General features: G+C 63.2%; 16 protein-coding genes. 9 read left to right on the top strand and 7 right to left on the bottom strand.

Annotation, left to right across the window (positions count from 1 at the left end):
* The first annotated feature begins 238 nt into the window (after positions 1-238).
* The 3 genes from AB2N08_RS22245 to AB2N08_RS22235 all read left to right on the top strand — a co-directional run bounded on the left by AB2N08_RS22245 (position 239) and on the right by AB2N08_RS22235 (position 1,300).
* Positions 239-586, top strand: a complete 348-nt coding sequence (locus AB2N08_RS22245) for a hypothetical protein (protein WP_367613086.1) — start codon at positions 239-241, stop codon at positions 584-586.
* A gap of 12 nt (positions 587-598) precedes the next feature.
* Entirely contained in the window at positions 599-787 is a 189-nt protein-coding gene (locus AB2N08_RS22240) for a DUF1653 domain-containing protein (RefSeq protein WP_367613085.1), read from the top strand.
* Positions 788-913: 126 nt separating this feature from the next.
* Positions 914-1,300 carry a hypothetical protein gene (locus AB2N08_RS22235; protein WP_367613084.1) on the top strand — a complete coding sequence of 129 codons (387 nt, stop codon included), beginning with the start codon at positions 914-916 and terminating at the stop codon, positions 1,298-1,300.
* Positions 1,301-1,418: 118 nt separating this feature from the next.
* Here AB2N08_RS22235 and AB2N08_RS22230 read toward each other — a convergent pair whose 3' ends face one another.
* Positions 1,419-2,915 (bottom strand): leucyl aminopeptidase, encoded by a 1,497-nt coding sequence (locus tag AB2N08_RS22230; RefSeq protein ID WP_367613083.1) that lies wholly within the window; start codon positions 2,913-2,915, stop codon positions 1,419-1,421.
* Positions 2,916-2,978: 63 nt separating this feature from the next.
* Between AB2N08_RS22230 and lptF the strand changes: the two genes are divergently transcribed.
* The 3 genes from lptF to AB2N08_RS22215 are packed head-to-tail and all read left to right on the top strand — an operon-like array spanning position 2,979 to position 5,682.
* On the top strand, positions 2,979-4,133 hold the full coding sequence (lptF, locus tag AB2N08_RS22225; RefSeq protein ID WP_367613082.1) for an LPS export ABC transporter permease LptF: 1,155 nt from the start codon (positions 2,979-2,981) through the stop codon (positions 4,131-4,133).
* Positions 4,130-5,314: an LPS export ABC transporter permease LptG gene (lptG, locus tag AB2N08_RS22220; protein ID WP_367613081.1), complete on the top strand. Its 1,185-nt coding sequence runs from the start codon at positions 4,130-4,132 to the stop codon at positions 5,312-5,314. The genes lptF and lptG overlap by 4 nt, the downstream gene beginning before the upstream one ends.
* Positions 5,314-5,682, top strand: coding sequence for a sirohydrochlorin chelatase (locus tag AB2N08_RS22215; RefSeq protein ID WP_367613080.1), 369 nt, complete (start codon positions 5,314-5,316; stop codon positions 5,680-5,682). Before lptG ends, AB2N08_RS22215 begins: the two co-directional genes overlap by 1 nt.
* Positions 5,683-5,694: 12 nt before the next feature.
* Here the strand turns inward: AB2N08_RS22215 and cobA are convergent, their stop codons facing one another.
* From cobA to AB2N08_RS22185, 6 genes are read right to left on the bottom strand one after another with little or no spacing between them, the layout of a single operon-like run.
* Positions 5,695-6,414 carry a uroporphyrinogen-III C-methyltransferase gene (gene cobA, locus AB2N08_RS22210; RefSeq protein ID WP_367613079.1) on the bottom strand — a complete coding sequence of 240 codons (720 nt, stop codon included), beginning with the start codon at positions 6,412-6,414 and terminating at the stop codon, positions 5,695-5,697.
* Between the two features lie 15 nt (positions 6,415-6,429).
* Positions 6,430-7,749, bottom strand: coding sequence for a sulfate adenylyltransferase subunit 1 (locus AB2N08_RS22205; RefSeq protein ID WP_367613078.1), 1,320 nt, complete (start codon positions 7,747-7,749; stop codon positions 6,430-6,432).
* Positions 7,749-8,681 (bottom strand): sulfate adenylyltransferase subunit CysD, encoded by a 933-nt coding sequence (gene cysD, locus AB2N08_RS22200; protein WP_367613077.1) that lies wholly within the window; start codon positions 8,679-8,681, stop codon positions 7,749-7,751. Before cysD ends, AB2N08_RS22205 begins: the two co-directional genes overlap by 1 nt.
* Before the next feature lie 30 nt (positions 8,682-8,711).
* Positions 8,712-9,428: a phosphoadenylyl-sulfate reductase gene (locus AB2N08_RS22195; RefSeq protein WP_367613076.1), complete on the bottom strand. Its 717-nt coding sequence runs from the start codon at positions 9,426-9,428 to the stop codon at positions 8,712-8,714.
* A 9-nt stretch (positions 9,429-9,437) separates the two neighbouring features.
* Positions 9,438-9,983 carry a DUF934 domain-containing protein gene (locus AB2N08_RS22190; RefSeq protein ID WP_367613075.1) on the bottom strand — a complete coding sequence of 182 codons (546 nt, stop codon included), beginning with the start codon at positions 9,981-9,983 and terminating at the stop codon, positions 9,438-9,440.
* The gene (locus AB2N08_RS22185; protein ID WP_367613074.1) at positions 9,976-11,664 is read right to left on the bottom strand and encodes a nitrite/sulfite reductase; all 1,689 of its coding nucleotides are present in this window, start codon (positions 11,662-11,664) and stop codon (positions 9,976-9,978) included. The genes AB2N08_RS22190 and AB2N08_RS22185 overlap by 8 nt, the downstream gene beginning before the upstream one ends.
* A 165-nt stretch (positions 11,665-11,829) precedes the next feature.
* Between AB2N08_RS22185 and AB2N08_RS22180 the strand changes: the two genes are divergently transcribed.
* From AB2N08_RS22180 to AB2N08_RS22170, 3 genes are read left to right on the top strand one after another with little or no spacing between them, the layout of a single operon-like run.
* Positions 11,830-12,768, top strand: coding sequence for a CysB family HTH-type transcriptional regulator (locus tag AB2N08_RS22180; RefSeq protein ID WP_367613073.1), 939 nt, complete (start codon positions 11,830-11,832; stop codon positions 12,766-12,768).
* A 17-nt stretch (positions 12,769-12,785) separates the two neighbouring features.
* Positions 12,786-13,466 carry a class I SAM-dependent methyltransferase gene (locus AB2N08_RS22175; protein ID WP_367613072.1) on the top strand — a complete coding sequence of 227 codons (681 nt, stop codon included), beginning with the start codon at positions 12,786-12,788 and terminating at the stop codon, positions 13,464-13,466.
* Between the two features lie 2 nt (positions 13,467-13,468).
* Complete coding sequence (locus AB2N08_RS22170; RefSeq protein ID WP_367613071.1) at positions 13,469-13,915, top strand: YaiI/YqxD family protein; 447 nt, start codon at positions 13,469-13,471, stop codon at positions 13,913-13,915.
* Positions 13,916-14,147: the final 232 nt, after the last annotated feature.

Here is a 14,147-nt window from a genome sequence, read left to right as displayed (position 1 = left end):
CTATAACTAGTTGAGTCTGGTAATCGTCACTGACGCGCGGCAGCATACAAGAATTACTTTTTGGTAATAATAAAATTGCGTACGTGCAACTTTCATTGTACCATTGGCGGGTCGCGGAGCAGGATTGGTCGAGCGCTCACACCGTTGTCGGCGTCCATCGACGTGCGCTAGTGGTATTATTGTGAAATATTGCGTTTCAGGAGTTCATCATCCGAACGCAGATTTGAAAAGGACAGAAATGCGCAGTGCATTTGAAGCATGGGCTCAGCGTGAAGGCCATATCGTTCGCCGCCGTGAAGACAAGCCCGAGGAATACCTCGTTTTTGAAACCCAGCGTCGTTGGGTGATCTGGCAAGCAGCCCTGGCGCATGGCGCCAAGACCGCGGCCGAGTCGCCGTCGAAGTTCGGCAAGGACGGCAGCCCTGCGCCAGCCATCGCGCCGGACGAGGCGGCAGTGCGCAACAGCGTGCTGAACGAAGTGCTGGACGCCTTCAGCGAACTGGACGAGACCGCCGGGATGGAAGGCGTGCTCAAGGTCATCCAGGGTCTGAAGAAAAAGCAGAAGGCCGAGGCCGAAAAGGTCTGAGGCCCACGCCAGATGCGTTACCGCCACTACAAGGGCGGCATCTACGAACTGGTGTGTGAGGCGTTGCTGGAAGCCGACCACACCCCGGTCATCGTGTACCGGGATGAGGGCGGCGCCATCTGGGTGCGTCCACGTGCTGCATTCTTCGACAGTGTCACCGTTGGTGATGCGGTCCAGCCTCGCTTTGCGCCGCTGGACTGAATTCCTCCTTCAGTAATTGCGCGTCGCTGCCGTTAAAGAAGCATTCGCTTCTCGATGGTTGCCATGTTGCCTTTTTTCCGCCCCCTTGTTTTATCCGCGCTTGCCCTCCTGGGCGGCTGTGCGACCATGTCCGATTCCCCGACGCAGCAGCTCGAAGTACGCGCCGTGCTCGATTATCGCGAGATCGGTGGCGTCGGTTGCATCCTGAGCAATGACGCGGGGCGCTGGTACGTGGTCGCCCCGGGCCGCGTGACGGTCACCCGCAACAAGGGGCCGCTGTCGATCAGTTGCAAAAAACGCGACGTGGCCACTGCTGCCGAGACGGTGCGGGCGCAGCTCGATACGGGCAACCTGGTTGGCAACGTGGTCACGACTGCCGGGATCGGGCACTACGTCGACCGGTATTCGGGCGCGGGTTATGGTTATCCGGCCATACTCACCGTGCTGATGCAGCCGGCTGAAAAAACCGCGGCGGCGGCGGCGGCCGATCCGGTGGCGACGCGGATGTTCTGAGGCTGGCAAGCCACCGAATCGGCCCTTTCCGATAGCCCAAAAACGTCGTTCCCGCGCAAGCGGGAACGACGGTTTTAAAGCTGAATTACTGGCGGGCAGTCGTGGACTGCCCGAATGTTCATTGCACGCGATTCATCAGGAACGTCGTCAGCAGCGGCACCGGACGACCGGTCGCGCCCTTGGCGGCGCCCGACTTCCAGGCGGTGCCGGCGATATCCAGGTGGGCCCAGGTGTACTTGCGGGTGAAGTTCTCCAGGAAGCACGCGGCCGTGATCGACGCGGCGCCAGGGGTGCCGATATTGGCCAGGTCGGCGAAGTTCGACTTGAGCTGGTCGTTGTAGATCTCGCCGAGCGGGAAGCGCCAGGCCACGTCGCCGGCTTGCTTGCCGGCGTTCAGCAGCTCGTCGGCCAGCGCGTCGTGCGCGGCGTCGTCGCGGGTGAACAGGCCGCTCGTGTGGTGGCCCAGAGCCACGATGCACGCGCCCGTCAGCGTGGCGATGTCGACCACGACTGCCGGCTTGAAGCGCTCGGCATAGCTCAGCGCATCGCACAGCACCAGGCGGCCTTCGGCGTCGGTGTTGAGGATTTCAATGGTGGTGCCGTTCATCGCGGTGACGATGTCACCCGGCTTGGCGGCGCGACCCGACGGCATGTTCTCGCAGGCGACGACGATGCCGATCACGTTGAGTTTCAGGTCCATCTCGCCAATGGCGCGGAAGGTGCCCAGCACCGAGCCGGCGCCGCACATATCGTATTTCATCTCGTCCATGCTCGGACCCGGCTTGATGGAGATACCGCCCGAGTCGAACGTGATGCCCTTGCCGACCAGGACCACCGGCGCGTCCTTCGACTTGCCGCCGTTGTGGCGCAGGACGATGAACTTCGGCGCCTCTTCGCTGCCGCGCGCCACTGCCAGGAAGCTGCCCATCTTGAGTGCTTCGAGCTGCTTGCGCTCCAAAACCTCGATGTCGAAGCCGAAGTCGTCGGCCAGCTTGCGTGCAGTCTGGGCCAGGTAGGTCGGGGTGCAGATGTTCGGCGACAGGTTGCCCAGGTCGCGCGTCAGGTTCATGCCGTTGGCAATCGCTGCCGCCTGCGCCAGGGCGGCCTTGGCGCCATTGGCGTCCGGGGCGGCGATGACGACCTTGCGCACGCCGGCAAGCGCCGGTTCTTTTTTGCTTTTCTGGGCATCGGTACGGTATTCGGTGTCGCTCGAGGCCAGCACCAGTGCCTGCAGCGCCCAGTTCGCGTTGCGTTCTTTCACGCTCTCGAGCGGGAATGCGATAATGGCGTCCGTGGAACCCAGCGTGGCGAACATTTTCAGGGCGGCGGTTGCCCCCGTGGTGAAGCTTTTCTGGGAGATGACTTCGTCGGCGCCCAGGCCGACGAGCAGCACGCGCGCAGCAGCAACGCCGGCCACGCCGCGCAGCAGCAGGGTTGAACCAGGCTTGCCGCTGATGTCGCCGGACTTGACCGCCGCGCTGATGTCGCCATTCACGTCGAGTGCTTTCGCTGCAGCCGACAATTTTTTATTTTCGAACACCGCCACTGCCACACAGCCGGTTTTCGCCGCTGCCAGGGTGTTTTTTGTGTCGAATGCTTTTATGCTAAAGTCCATTTGGTTCTCCGATGTGTTGTTCGCGGCGGACTGCCTAATCTGCAATTATAACGACTCTATTGAATGATCTTCCGACGTTCCCTGCAACGTGAGTTGGCAAGCGCCGCTGGCGCGACCTTCACGGTGCTGTTCTCCATTCTTGTTACCTGGACCCTGATCGCCATCCTCGGCCGGGCGGCGGGCGGCAAGGTCGCGTCGAGCGACGTGCTGGCGCTGATCGTGTTCCGTAGCGCCGAGCTGCTGCCGATCATCCTCATCCTCACCTGCTTCATCGCCGTCGTCGCCGCCGTCACGCGCAGCTATCGCGATTCCGAAATGGTCGTCTGGTTCGCGTCCGGCCAATCGCTGCTGGCGTGGATCCGGCCGGTGCTCACGCTCGGCCTGCCGATGGTGTTCGTGGTGGCCGCGCTCTCGCTCGTCGTCACGCCATGGGCCAAGATGAAGAGCGCCGAATTCGTCGAGCGCTTCCAGAAACGCGAAGACCTGCAGCGCGTCGCGCCGGGCCAGTTCCGCGAATCGAGCTCGAATGACCGCGTATTCTTTGTCGAGCGCAGCGCCGAAGGCACGACCGTGGTGCAGAACGTGTTCGTCAACAGCGTCGATGGCAACGAGCACTCGGTGGTAGTGGCCAAGCAGGGCGTGATCGAAACAGACGGCAAGGGCGGCCAGTTCCTCGTGCTGAGCAACGGGCGCCGCTACGAAGGTATTCCGGGCCAGGCGAATTTCCAGACGATGGAGTTCGAGCGTTACAGCATGCGCGTGGCCACGCAGGCCCCGATGCTGGGGGCCGACATCCCGGTGGCGGCGTTGTCCACGCCGGCGCTGCTGCTCGCGCCGAATCGCTTTACCCAGGCCGAACTGCTGGCGCGCATCGCCGCACCGATTACCTGCCTGATCCTGATGCTGCTGGCCATTCCGCTCGGCTTCGTCAATCCGCGCGCCGGTTCGTCGGCCAACATGATTCTGGCGCTGTTGATCTTCTTCACCTACAACAACCTGGTGCGGCTGTCCGAAGCGAGCGTCAAGCAGGGCAAGCTCGCCTTTGCCATGGGCTGGTGGCCGCTGCACCTGTTCGCGCTGCTGTGCGTGGCGGGCCTGTTCGCCTGGCGCCTGAACGTGAACCACCCGTATCACCCGCTGGTGCTGATCGGGGCCTTGAAGCGCCGCCTGCGCAAACCGCAGCCATTGCACAAGCGTGAAGAGGCAGCCGTCGAATGAAAATCCTCCAGCGTTACTTCGCAATCAACATCTTCCAGGCGGTGGCATTCGTGCTGGCCGCGTTCCTGGCGCTGGTCGCCTTCATGGACCTGACCAGCATCCTGCCATCGGTCGGCAAGAACGACTTCGGCATGCAGCACGCGTTCCTGTACGTGCTGCTGCTCGTGCCGGGCAATGTGTACCAGGTAATGCCGGTGGCCGCGCTGATCGGCACCATCTACACGATGGCGCAGTTTGCCTCGAGCTCCGAGTTCACCATCATGCGCGCCTCGTCGATGTCGACCCGGCAGGCCGCCTGGATGCTGTTTAAAATCGGCGCGGTCTTCGTGGTGGTGGCCTTCGTGTTTGGTGAACTGATCACGCCGCGCACCGCGCCCATCGCCGAGCGCATGCGCCTGACGGCAAAGGGCGGCTCGATTTCGGCCGAGTTCCGCTCGGGGATGTGGACCAAGGACAGCGTGCACGAGAACGGCGTGCGCGGCACGATTACCGGCTCGCGTTTCTTCAATGTGCGCCGCATCGCGGCCGACGGCCAGCTCGAAGATGTGCGTCTCTACGAGTTCGACAACAATATGCGCATGCGTTCGCTCGTGACGGCGGCGCGCGGCACCTACGGCGGCAACAACACGTGGCGCCTGACCGATGTTACCGAAACGATGTTCACCAACAGCCGCGAGCTGCCGGTGCCCGGTTCGGCCGTGCCGGCCGGGCAGACCATCCAGAGCACATACGGGCAAGAGACCGCGTCGATCGCCACACGCAAGCTGGCCAGCTACACGCTGGCATCCGAGATCACGCCGAAGATCCTGTCGGTGTCGCGCTCCGACCCCGAGCGCATGTCGGCCGCCGAACTGGCCGTCTACACGCGCCACCTGGCCGAGAACCGGCAAGAGACCGAGCGCTTCAAGGTCGCGTTCTGGAAAAAAGTCATCGATCCTTTTTCGATTTTTGTCCTGATGGCGCTGGCGCTGCCGTTCGCCTACCTGCACACGCGCAGCGGCGGCGTGAGCCTGAAGATCTTCATCGGCATCATGATCGGCGTGAGCTTCCTGCTGATCAACTCGTTGTTCTCGCACCTCGGGGTGCTGACCATCCTGCCGGCGTTCTTCACGGCGCTGGCGCCCAGCCTGTTATTCCTGCTGATGGCGCTTGGGGCGCTGTGGTGGGTGGAGCGACACTGATGACACGTGGCCTGATCCTGTTTGCCCACGGCGCGCGCGCCGCGTCGTGGGCCGTGCCGTTCGAGCGCCTGCGCGATCAAACGCGCGAGCGTGTGCCGGCGGCGGCGGTGGAACTGGCGTTTCTGGAGTTGATGACGCCGAGCCTGCCCGACACCATCGACACCATGCGCGCGCGCGGCATCGACGACATTACGGTGGTGCCGGTGTTTTTGGGGAAGGGTGGTCACTTGCTGCGCGATTTGCCGGCGCTGTGCGATACGGTGCGCGCGGCGCATCCGGGTTTGCGGCTGAACGTGGCCGGCGCAATCGGGGAAGATCCCGGCGTGCAGAAGGCGATGACGGATTACTGCGTCAATTCGCTGGGGTGACGCTCGGCTGACTTAGCGCGGCTGGTGCTCGCGCAGCGCCAGGGCTTCACCCATCATGACCAGCACCGGGCCATGACCGGGCTCCAGCCCGCGCGCCAGGTCGGTCAGCGTCAAGCGCAGGATGCGTTCGTCAAGACGGCTGCAATTTTCCACCACCACGACGGGTAGATCGGCACGGCGGCCTTCGGCCAACAGGCGTTCTGCGGTAGCAGCCGCTTCGCGCCCGCCCATATACTGGACCAGCGTGTCGGTTTCAGGCAAGGCTGGGTGGTCCGGCTCGTCGGGCGCGGTGCTCGACGTGAAGAACGCCACGCTGCGCGCGACGCCGCGTTTGGTGAGCGGCTGCTTGGTGGCCGCTGCGGCAGCGACGGCGGTGGTAATCCCTGGCACCACTTCGACCTCGATGCCTTCGGCTTCGAGTGCTCGCAGTTCTTCATCGGCGCGCCCGAACAGCATCGGATCGCCGCCTTTCAGGCGCACGACCAGTGCGTACTTGTGCGCGCATTCGACTAACTGGCCATTGATGACGGTCTGCGCCATCGAGCGCTGGCCCGACCGTTTGCCGACCGAGATTTTATCGGCCCGCTCGCACAGCGCCAGCATCTCGGGCGTGACCAGCGCGTCGTACAGCACCACGTCGGCGGCGGCCAGCAGGCGTGCGCCGCGCACCGTGATCAGGTCGGCCGCGCCGGGGCCCGCTCCCACCAGATAGACTTTGCCCAGCGCCGCCATACGTTCCCTGTTTTGTTACGCGTCGATGCGAATCATACCTGCGGCGACAGTCTGGTGGGTGACTTCGTCGATCAGGATGAAGGCGCCGGTCGCGCGGATCGCATCGTAGGCATCGGCAGCCAGCGGCTGCTGCACGTTCAACTGCACGCGGGCGATGTCGTTGAGCTTGAGGCCCTCGGCCGGGTGACGCTCTTGCGTGTTCACGTCAAGCAGCGTATCGATGCGTGCGAACTTGGCCGCCGTCTGGCGCGTGCCGTGCTTGAGCCAGTACTTGCGGCGCAGGTCGAGCGGCTCGTCGGCCATCCAGCACACGTCGGCCGTCACCTGCTTGAGCAGGGTGGCCGGCTGCGTGCTACCGGCCAGCATGTCGCCGCGCGAGACGTCCACGTATTCGTTCAGCACCAGCGTGACCGACTGGCCGGCCGTCGCAAAATCCAGCGAGCCGTCGAACGTGACGATCTCTTTGACCGTCGCGCTCTGGCCGGAAGGCTGCACGACCAGCGTGTCGCCCACCTTGACCGCGCCCGATTCGATGCGGCCCATATAGCCACGGAAGTCCTTGGCCGCATGGCCGTTGTGGCGCGCCACCAGTTGTACAGGGAAGCGGAATGGGGCGCTGTGCGCTTCGTCGTAGACCGACAGCGATTCGAGCAGGTCGATCAGCGTCGGGCCGGCGTACCACGGCGTGTTGCTCGATGCGGTGACCACGTTGTCGCCGGTGAGGGCCGACAGCGGGATCGCGGTGATGTCCTTCAGGCCCAGCGACCTGGCGAACGCCAGGTATTCCTTGACGATGCGGTCGTAGATCGACTGGTCGTAATCGATCAGGTCCATCTTGTTCACGGCCACCACGACGTGCTCGATCTGCAGCAGCTTGGCAATCGTCGAATGGCGTTTCGTCTGCGTGAGCAAATCGACGCCACCGTCTTCGCGCAGCGTGACCTTCGACACGTCGATCAGGATGATGACGGCGTCGGCGGTCGACGCGCCCGTGACCATATTGCGCGTGTACTGTTCATGGCCCGGCGTGTCGGCGATGATGAACTTGCGCTTGGGCGTGGCGAAGTAGCGGTAGGCCACGTCGATGGTGATGCCCTGTTCGCGCTCGGCTTCGAGGCCGTCGGTCAGCAGCGACAGGTCGATCGTGTCGCCCACGGTGCGCTTGTGCTTGGCGCGCGAGACGGCTGCCAGCTGGTCGGCGAAGATGCCCTTGCTGTCGAACAGCAGGCGGCCGATCAGCGTGCTCTTGCCATCGTCGACCGAGCCAGCCGTGATGAAGCGCAGCAGACTGCGGTTGGCCTTGGTGTCGGCGTTGAGGTCATTCATGGCGTTCATCAGAAGTATCCTGCTTTCTTGCGTTTTTCCATCGAGGCTTCGGAAGTCTGGTCATCCATCCGCGTCGCGCCCCGTTCGGTGACGTCGGTGATGGCGGTTTCGGCGATGATGTCGGCCAGCGAATCGGCGCTGGAAGCCACCGGGCAGGTGCACGAGATATCGCCCACGGTCCGGAAGCGCACGGTGCGGTTCTCGACCGTTTCGCCGTCACGGGCCGGGGTCAGTGGCGTGAGCGGCACCAGCAGGCCGTTGCGTTCGATGACGTCGCGCTGGTGCGCGAAATAGATCGACGGCAGCGCCAGCTTTTCGCGGGCGATGTATTGCCACACGTCGAGCTCGGTCCAGTTGGAGATCGGGAACACGCGCATGTTCTCGCCCGGATGGACGCGGGTGTTATACAGGTCCCACAGCTCGGGGCGCTGGGCTTTCGGGTCCCATTGGCCGAATTCGTCGCGGAACGAAAAGATGCGTTCCTTGGCGCGGGCTTTTTCTTCGTCGCGGCGCGCGCCGCCGATGCAGGCGTCGAAGCCGTGCTCGGCAATGGTTTCCAGCAGCGTGACGGCCTGGGCCGCGTTGCGCGAGTCGGTGGCGGGGTTGCGCAGGCGCACCGTGCCGCGCCGGATCGATTCCTCGACGCTGCCCACGATCAGGCGCTCGCCCAGTTCGGCGGCGCGGGCGTCGCGGAAGGCGATCACTTCATCGAAATTGTGACCGGTGTCGATGTGCACGAGCGGGAATGGGAAGCTGCCCGGACGGAAGGCTTTTTCGGCCAGGCGCAGCAGAACCACGGAATCCTTGCCGCCCGAGAACAGCAGGGCGGGGTTGCTGCATTCGGCCGCCACTTCGCGCAGGATGTGGATCGCTTCGGATTCCAGCGCGTCCAGGTGGGCGGCGTTTACTTCGCTAAAAATATTCTCGGTAACAGATGTCATGGCTGTGCCTGTTCTTGTGTGGGCCGCCGCTTAAGCGGCCACGGATTTGATGCGAATAAGTTTGCCGTCAACCACGTGCAACCCGCATTCTTTCGATTCCGGGTTTTCCCACCACCAGCGGCCGGCGCGGACATCTTCGCCTGGTTGCACGGCGCGGGTGCACGGTTCGCAGCCGATCGACGGGAAGCCCCGGTCGTGCAGCGCGTTGTATGGTACTTGATGCGCATGTAAATATTCCCAGACGTTCTCTTCGCTCCAGTCGGTCAGCGGATTGAACTTCTGCATGGCGTGGCCCAGGTCGTCCTCTTGCACCGCCAGTTCGGCGCGCGTGGCCGACTGCGCGCGGCGCTGGCCCGTGATCCAGGCGCGCTTGCCGGCCAGCGCACGGCCGAGCGGCTCGACCTTGCGGATGCGGCAGCACTCCTTGCGCATGTCCACGCTCTCGTAGAACGCGTTCAGGCCGTTTTGCGCGACATAGCGCTCGACCGCCAGCGGATCGGGGCGGTACAGGGCGATGTCGACGTCGTACGTTTCTTTCACACGGTCGATCATGGCCAGCGTCTCGGCATGCAGGCGGCCAGTCTCGAGCGAGAAGATCGCGATGGGCAAGTTCGCCTTCAGGATCAGGTCGGTCAGCACCATGTCTTCGGCTGCCAGGCTCGATGCGAATACGGCCGGCGTGAAATCGCGGGCAATACGCTCCAGGATCGCGTGGGTATCAGCCACGCGTTGGTGCAGGTCGCTCATGGCTGGCTCCTAGCTGGCTTGCGTGTCGGCAGACGTTTCGCGAGCAGCGCGGCGGAACAGCGGCACCGGGTTGTCGACCGACGCCTGGTAGGTTTCCGAAAACACCGATAAGCCCTTGAGCGCATCGTGGATGCTGCGGTCCTGGCGCGTGGCGTAGGCATCGAAGCCGCAGCGGTACATCTGGAACAGCTGGTCGCGCAGCACGTCGCCAATGGCGCGCAGTTCGCCCGTCCAGCCCAGCCGGCGGCGCAGGTTGAACGCGGTCGAGTAGCCACGGCCATCGGTGAACTTCGGGAAGTCCACGGCGATCACGGCGAAACGGTCCAGATCGGCCTTGAGGGCCTCGGCACGTTCGTCCGGCGCGAGCCACACGCCGAGCGCGGCGCGCTGGCTCAGAGCCTCGCGCTGGGCCAGCCAGACGGTGAGCGGCACGATGATCTTGCCGGCCGGGATCTCGACGGTCTCGGCTTCTTGTCCTTCGTCCAGGCGCAGCACGCTCCAGTCGTCCTCGACGACTGCGCGACCCTTGATGATGTGTGGGTGAGCATTAAGCATACTGATCTTCCTTGGCTGGTTCGCCCGCCGGAATCGGCGTGGCATACACATATTCCTTGAACGGGGCAATGCCCAGGCGGCCCACGGTGTCGACGAAGCGCTCACCCTCGATACGACATTGGACATAGGTTTCGAGCAGGCGGCCGATGACTTCGGGCATCTGCGGGGCCGAGAACGACGGGCCGATGATCTTGCCGATCGCCGACGTATTGCCCTGCGCGCCGCCAATCGACACCTGGTACCACTCGCTGCCGTCTTTATCGACGCCGAGGATGCCGATATTGCCAACGTGGTGGTGACCGCAGGCATTGATGCAGCCCGAGATGTTCAGTTCGATGTCGCCGATATCGTGCTGGAAGTCGAGGTCGTCGAAGCGTTCGGCAATGGCGGCCGCGATCGGCAGCGACTTCGCATTCGCCAGCGAGCAAAAGTCGCCGCCAGGGCAGGCGATAATGTCGGTGAGCAAGCCGATATTCGGCGTCGCCAGGCCCTGCGACTTGAGCAACTGCCACAGCTCGAACAACTGGCTTTGTTCGACGTCGGCCAGCACGAGGTTCTGCTCGTGGGTCACGCGCACCTCGCCGAAGCTGAACCGGTCGGCCAGGTCGGCGACGAAATCGAGTTGGCCGTCGGTGGCGTCGCCCGGCGGCACGCCGGTTTTCTTCAGCGACAGCAGCACGGCGGCGTAACCCGGCACCTTGTGCGGCTTCACGTTGCGATCGAGCCAGTTGGCGAAAGGTTTACTGTCTGGTTGCGAAGCGACCACGTCCATATTTTCAAGGGTGCGATAGCCGTGCGGCTGGAACCACTTGGCAACGCGGTCGAACTCTTCCTGCGTCAGCGTCTCGGGGCCATCCTTCAGATCGGCCCATTCGGCTTCGACCTGGCGCGTGAATTCCTCGACACCCATGGCCTTGAGCAGGATCTTGATGCGGGCCTTGTACTTGTTGTCGCGGCGACCGTTCTGGTTGTACACGCGCATCACGGCTTCGGTGTACGTCAGCAGGTGCCGCCACGGCAGGAATTCGCGGATCACGCTGCCCAGGATCGGCGTGCGGCCCATGCCGCCGCCGGCCATGAATTTGAAGCCCACTTCGCCGGCCTCGTTGTAGACCACGGTCAAGCCGATATCGTGCACGGCAATGGCGGCGCGGTCTTCCACGGCGCCATTGATCGCCACCTTGAACTTGCGGGGCAGGGCGGCAAACTCTGGGTGGAACGTGCTCCACTGACGCAGAATTTCGGCAAATGGACGTGGATCGATGATCTCGTCGGCAGCGACACCAGCGAACTCGTCGGTAGTGATATTGCGGATGCAATTGCCTGAGGTCTGGATGGCGTGCATCTCGACCGAGGCCAGGTCGGCCAGGATGTCTGGCGTCTGTTCGAGTTCGATCCAGTTATATTGGATGTTCTGGCGCGTGGTGAAGTGGCCGTAGCCGCGGTCGTAGGTGCGGGCAATGTGGCCGAACATGCGTACCTGGGCGCTCGAGAGCAGGCCGTACGGCACGGCCACGCGCAGCATATAGGCGTGACGCTGCATGTACAGGCCGTTCTGCAGGCGCAGCGGCACGAATTCTTCTTCGAGCAACTCACCGCTCAGGCGGCGCGCAACCTGATCGCGGTACTGGGCGATGCGCTCGCGCACGATGAGATGGTCATACTGGTCGTAACGATACATGGGCTTGTTCCAGTAAGGGCAGATACGGCGCGCCCATTAAATAATGTTCCGATGATACGTAGGTCGGCTTATATTCCAAACTACGGATAATTTATTTGCTTATATACGTAACCCGAATAAGCATCTTAAAATGCTGTTCGCAGATCCAACAAGAATATTTCCAGAATGAACCTCCATCAGCTGCGCTTCGTGCGCGAGGCCGTGCGCCAGAACTACAACCTGACCGACGCGGCCAAATCGCTGTTTACGTCGCAGCCGGGGGTCTCGAAGGCGATCATCGAGCTGGAAGAAGAGCTTGGCGTGGATATTTTCACCCGCCACGGCAAGCGCATCCGGGGTCTGACCGAGCCGGGCCGCCTGGTGCTGGAGTCGGTCGAGCTGATCATGCAAGAGATCGAGAGCCTCAAGCGCATCGGCAAGGAATACGCAGCCCACGACAGCGGCAGCTTCACGATTGCCACCACGCACACCCAGGCCCGCTACATGCTGCCGAAGGTGGTGCAGGCCTTCATGCTGAAGTACCCCAAGGTGCGCCTGTCGCTGTTGCAGGGTAATCCGAAGCAGATCGCCGACATGGTCAAGAGCGACCAGGCCGACCTGGCCATCGCCACCGAGGCCATCACGACCATCGACGGCCTGGTCACGCTGCCGGCCTACCAGTGGGAGCACGTGGTGGTGGCCCCGCCGGATCACCCGCTGTTCAAGTCGCGCGCCATTTCGCTCGAAGAAATCGCCAGCTACCCGATCATCACGTATGATGCCGCCTTCGCCGGGCGCAGCAAGATCGACCACGCCTTCGGCCTGCGCAGCCTGAAACCAGACGTATTGCTGGAAGCGATCGACGCCGACGTGATCAAGACCTATGTCGAGCTGGGCATGGGCATCGGCATCATTGCCGGCATGGCCTACGATGCCGAGCGCGACCGCGGACTGCGCGCGCTTCCCGTGGGCCACCTGTTCGGCATGAACACCTCGCGCGTGGCGATCAAGCAGGGCGCCTACCTGCGCAGCTATGTGTATACCTTCATCGAACTGCTGGCGCCGACCCTCAACCGCAAGATGGTCGAGTCTGCGATGCGCGGTGGAGAAAACTACGAACTTTGATGCACAACGACATTTCAATGGAAACACCGATGGACAAGAATCCGGTTATCGCCTACTACGACAGCATTGCCGCCCACTATGACAACGCCGCCGCCGAAGTGGCCGACGAGCAGCTGGAAGACCTGGACGAGGCGCGCGAGCAGATTTCCACGCTCCTGACCGGCCACCGCATCCTGGAACTGGGTTGCGGCAGCGGCGCCTGGACCGAAGTGCTGGCCGAGACTGCCGAATCGATCGTTGCCACCGACGCCAGCGCCGCGATGCTCGAGCTGGCGCAGATGCACGGCGAAGACCTGGACAATGTCGAATACCGCCTGATGGATGCGCTGGCGCTGCCGGACGACCTGGGCACGGGCGACGACAAATTCACGGCCGTGTTCCTGGGCGGCCTGTGGGCGCACCTGACCCGCAAGCAGCAGGATGACCTGCTGCAAACGCTGAAAAAGCGCCTGGGCAAGGATGTGCTGCTGGTGCTGTTCGACGACAACTACGTGGAAGGCGAGAGCGCCGTCACCGTGCGCACCGACTTGCTGGGCAACACCCACGAATTCCAGCTCGACGCTGACGGCAAGCAGCATGAACTGGTCAAGAACTACCCGACCGACAGTGCTTTGCGCAAACGCGTGGGCGTGGCCGGCCGCGAGATCCGGGTGGCGCGCTGGGAGTTTTATTGGGTGCTGACCTGCCGGTTGAAATAAGCATGCAGATCTGGGTCGATGCCGATGCCTGTCCGGCGGTCATCAAGGACATCCTGTTCCGGGTGGCCGAACGCACGCAACTGAACGTCACGCTGGTGGCGAACCAGTTGATGCGTGTACCGGGTTCGCGCTTCATCCGCGCGCTGCAGGTGCCGGCCGGGGCCGATGTGGCCGATGCCGAGATCGTCGAGCGCGTCCAGCCTGGCGACATCGTCGTGACCGGCGACATCCCGCTGGCAGCGCTGGTGCTCGACAAGGGTGGCCTGCCGCTCAATCCGCGCGGCGACTGGTACACCAAGGACACGATCGCGCAGCAACTGACGATGCGCGCGTTCATGGAAGAGCTGCGTGGCAGCGGGGTGGACACGGGCGGGCCGGCGGCATTCAGCCAGGCCGACAGCCGCAATTTCGCCAACGCGCTGGATCGGGCGCTGGCGAAGCGGAAGTAAGCCGGCACTGCGGCACATTCACAATCTTTGTTCGCCCTCAGACCGTCGTTCCCGGCCTGCGCGCACTGCTGTCCGGGATATTCATACGCAAAAGTATGCACGTCATTCCCGCGCAGGCGCACTGCTGTCCGGAATAATTTGCTTGACTTAGGAACTAGGGGTTGCAGGCATTGGTTTACGAGGGTTAACCTCGGTTTGCCGACTTAAAAACCAAACCTGCAACATGTACAGC

The organism is Massilia aurea, assembly GCF_040790145.1.
In the GTDB taxonomy this organism is placed as follows: domain Bacteria; phylum Pseudomonadota; class Gammaproteobacteria; order Burkholderiales; family Burkholderiaceae_D; genus Telluria; species Telluria aurea_C.
This window is presented reverse-complemented; position numbering and strand designations above follow the sequence as displayed.

What these genes read in the sequence shown, in the direction of transcription:
- AB2N08_RS22245 (WP_367613086.1), top strand. Translation starts at nt 239, where the DNA reads ATGCGCAGTGCATTTGAAGCATGGGCTCAGCGTGAAGGCCATATCGTT.
- AB2N08_RS22240 (WP_367613085.1), top strand. Translation starts at nt 599, where the DNA reads ATGCGTTACCGCCACTACAAGGGCGGCATCTACGAACTGGTGTGTGAG.
- AB2N08_RS22235 (WP_367613084.1), top strand. Translation starts at nt 914, where the DNA reads ATGTCCGATTCCCCGACGCAGCAGCTCGAAGTACGCGCCGTGCTCGAT.
- AB2N08_RS22230 (WP_367613083.1), bottom strand. Translation starts at nt 2,915, where the DNA reads ATGGACTTTAGCATAAAAGCATTCGACACAAAAAACACCCTGGCAGCG.
- lptF (WP_367613082.1), top strand. Translation starts at nt 2,979, where the DNA reads ATGATCTTCCGACGTTCCCTGCAACGTGAGTTGGCAAGCGCCGCTGGC.
- lptG (WP_367613081.1), top strand. Translation starts at nt 4,130, where the DNA reads ATGAAAATCCTCCAGCGTTACTTCGCAATCAACATCTTCCAGGCGGTG.
- AB2N08_RS22215 (WP_367613080.1), top strand. Translation starts at nt 5,314, where the DNA reads ATGACACGTGGCCTGATCCTGTTTGCCCACGGCGCGCGCGCCGCGTCG.
- cobA (WP_367613079.1), bottom strand. Translation starts at nt 6,414, where the DNA reads ATGGCGGCGCTGGGCAAAGTCTATCTGGTGGGAGCGGGCCCCGGCGCG.
- AB2N08_RS22205 (WP_367613078.1), bottom strand. Translation starts at nt 7,749, where the DNA reads ATGAACGCCATGAATGACCTCAACGCCGACACCAAGGCCAACCGCAGT.
- cysD (WP_367613077.1), bottom strand. Translation starts at nt 8,681, where the DNA reads ATGACATCTGTTACCGAGAATATTTTTAGCGAAGTAAACGCCGCCCAC.
- AB2N08_RS22195 (WP_367613076.1), bottom strand. Translation starts at nt 9,428, where the DNA reads ATGAGCGACCTGCACCAACGCGTGGCTGATACCCACGCGATCCTGGAG.
- AB2N08_RS22190 (WP_367613075.1), bottom strand. Translation starts at nt 9,983, where the DNA reads ATGCTTAATGCTCACCCACACATCATCAAGGGTCGCGCAGTCGTCGAG.
- AB2N08_RS22185 (WP_367613074.1), bottom strand. Translation starts at nt 11,664, where the DNA reads ATGTATCGTTACGACCAGTATGACCATCTCATCGTGCGCGAGCGCATC.
- AB2N08_RS22180 (WP_367613073.1), top strand. Translation starts at nt 11,830, where the DNA reads ATGAACCTCCATCAGCTGCGCTTCGTGCGCGAGGCCGTGCGCCAGAAC.
- AB2N08_RS22175 (WP_367613072.1), top strand. Translation starts at nt 12,786, where the DNA reads ATGGAAACACCGATGGACAAGAATCCGGTTATCGCCTACTACGACAGC.
- AB2N08_RS22170 (WP_367613071.1), top strand. Translation starts at nt 13,469, where the DNA reads ATGCAGATCTGGGTCGATGCCGATGCCTGTCCGGCGGTCATCAAGGAC.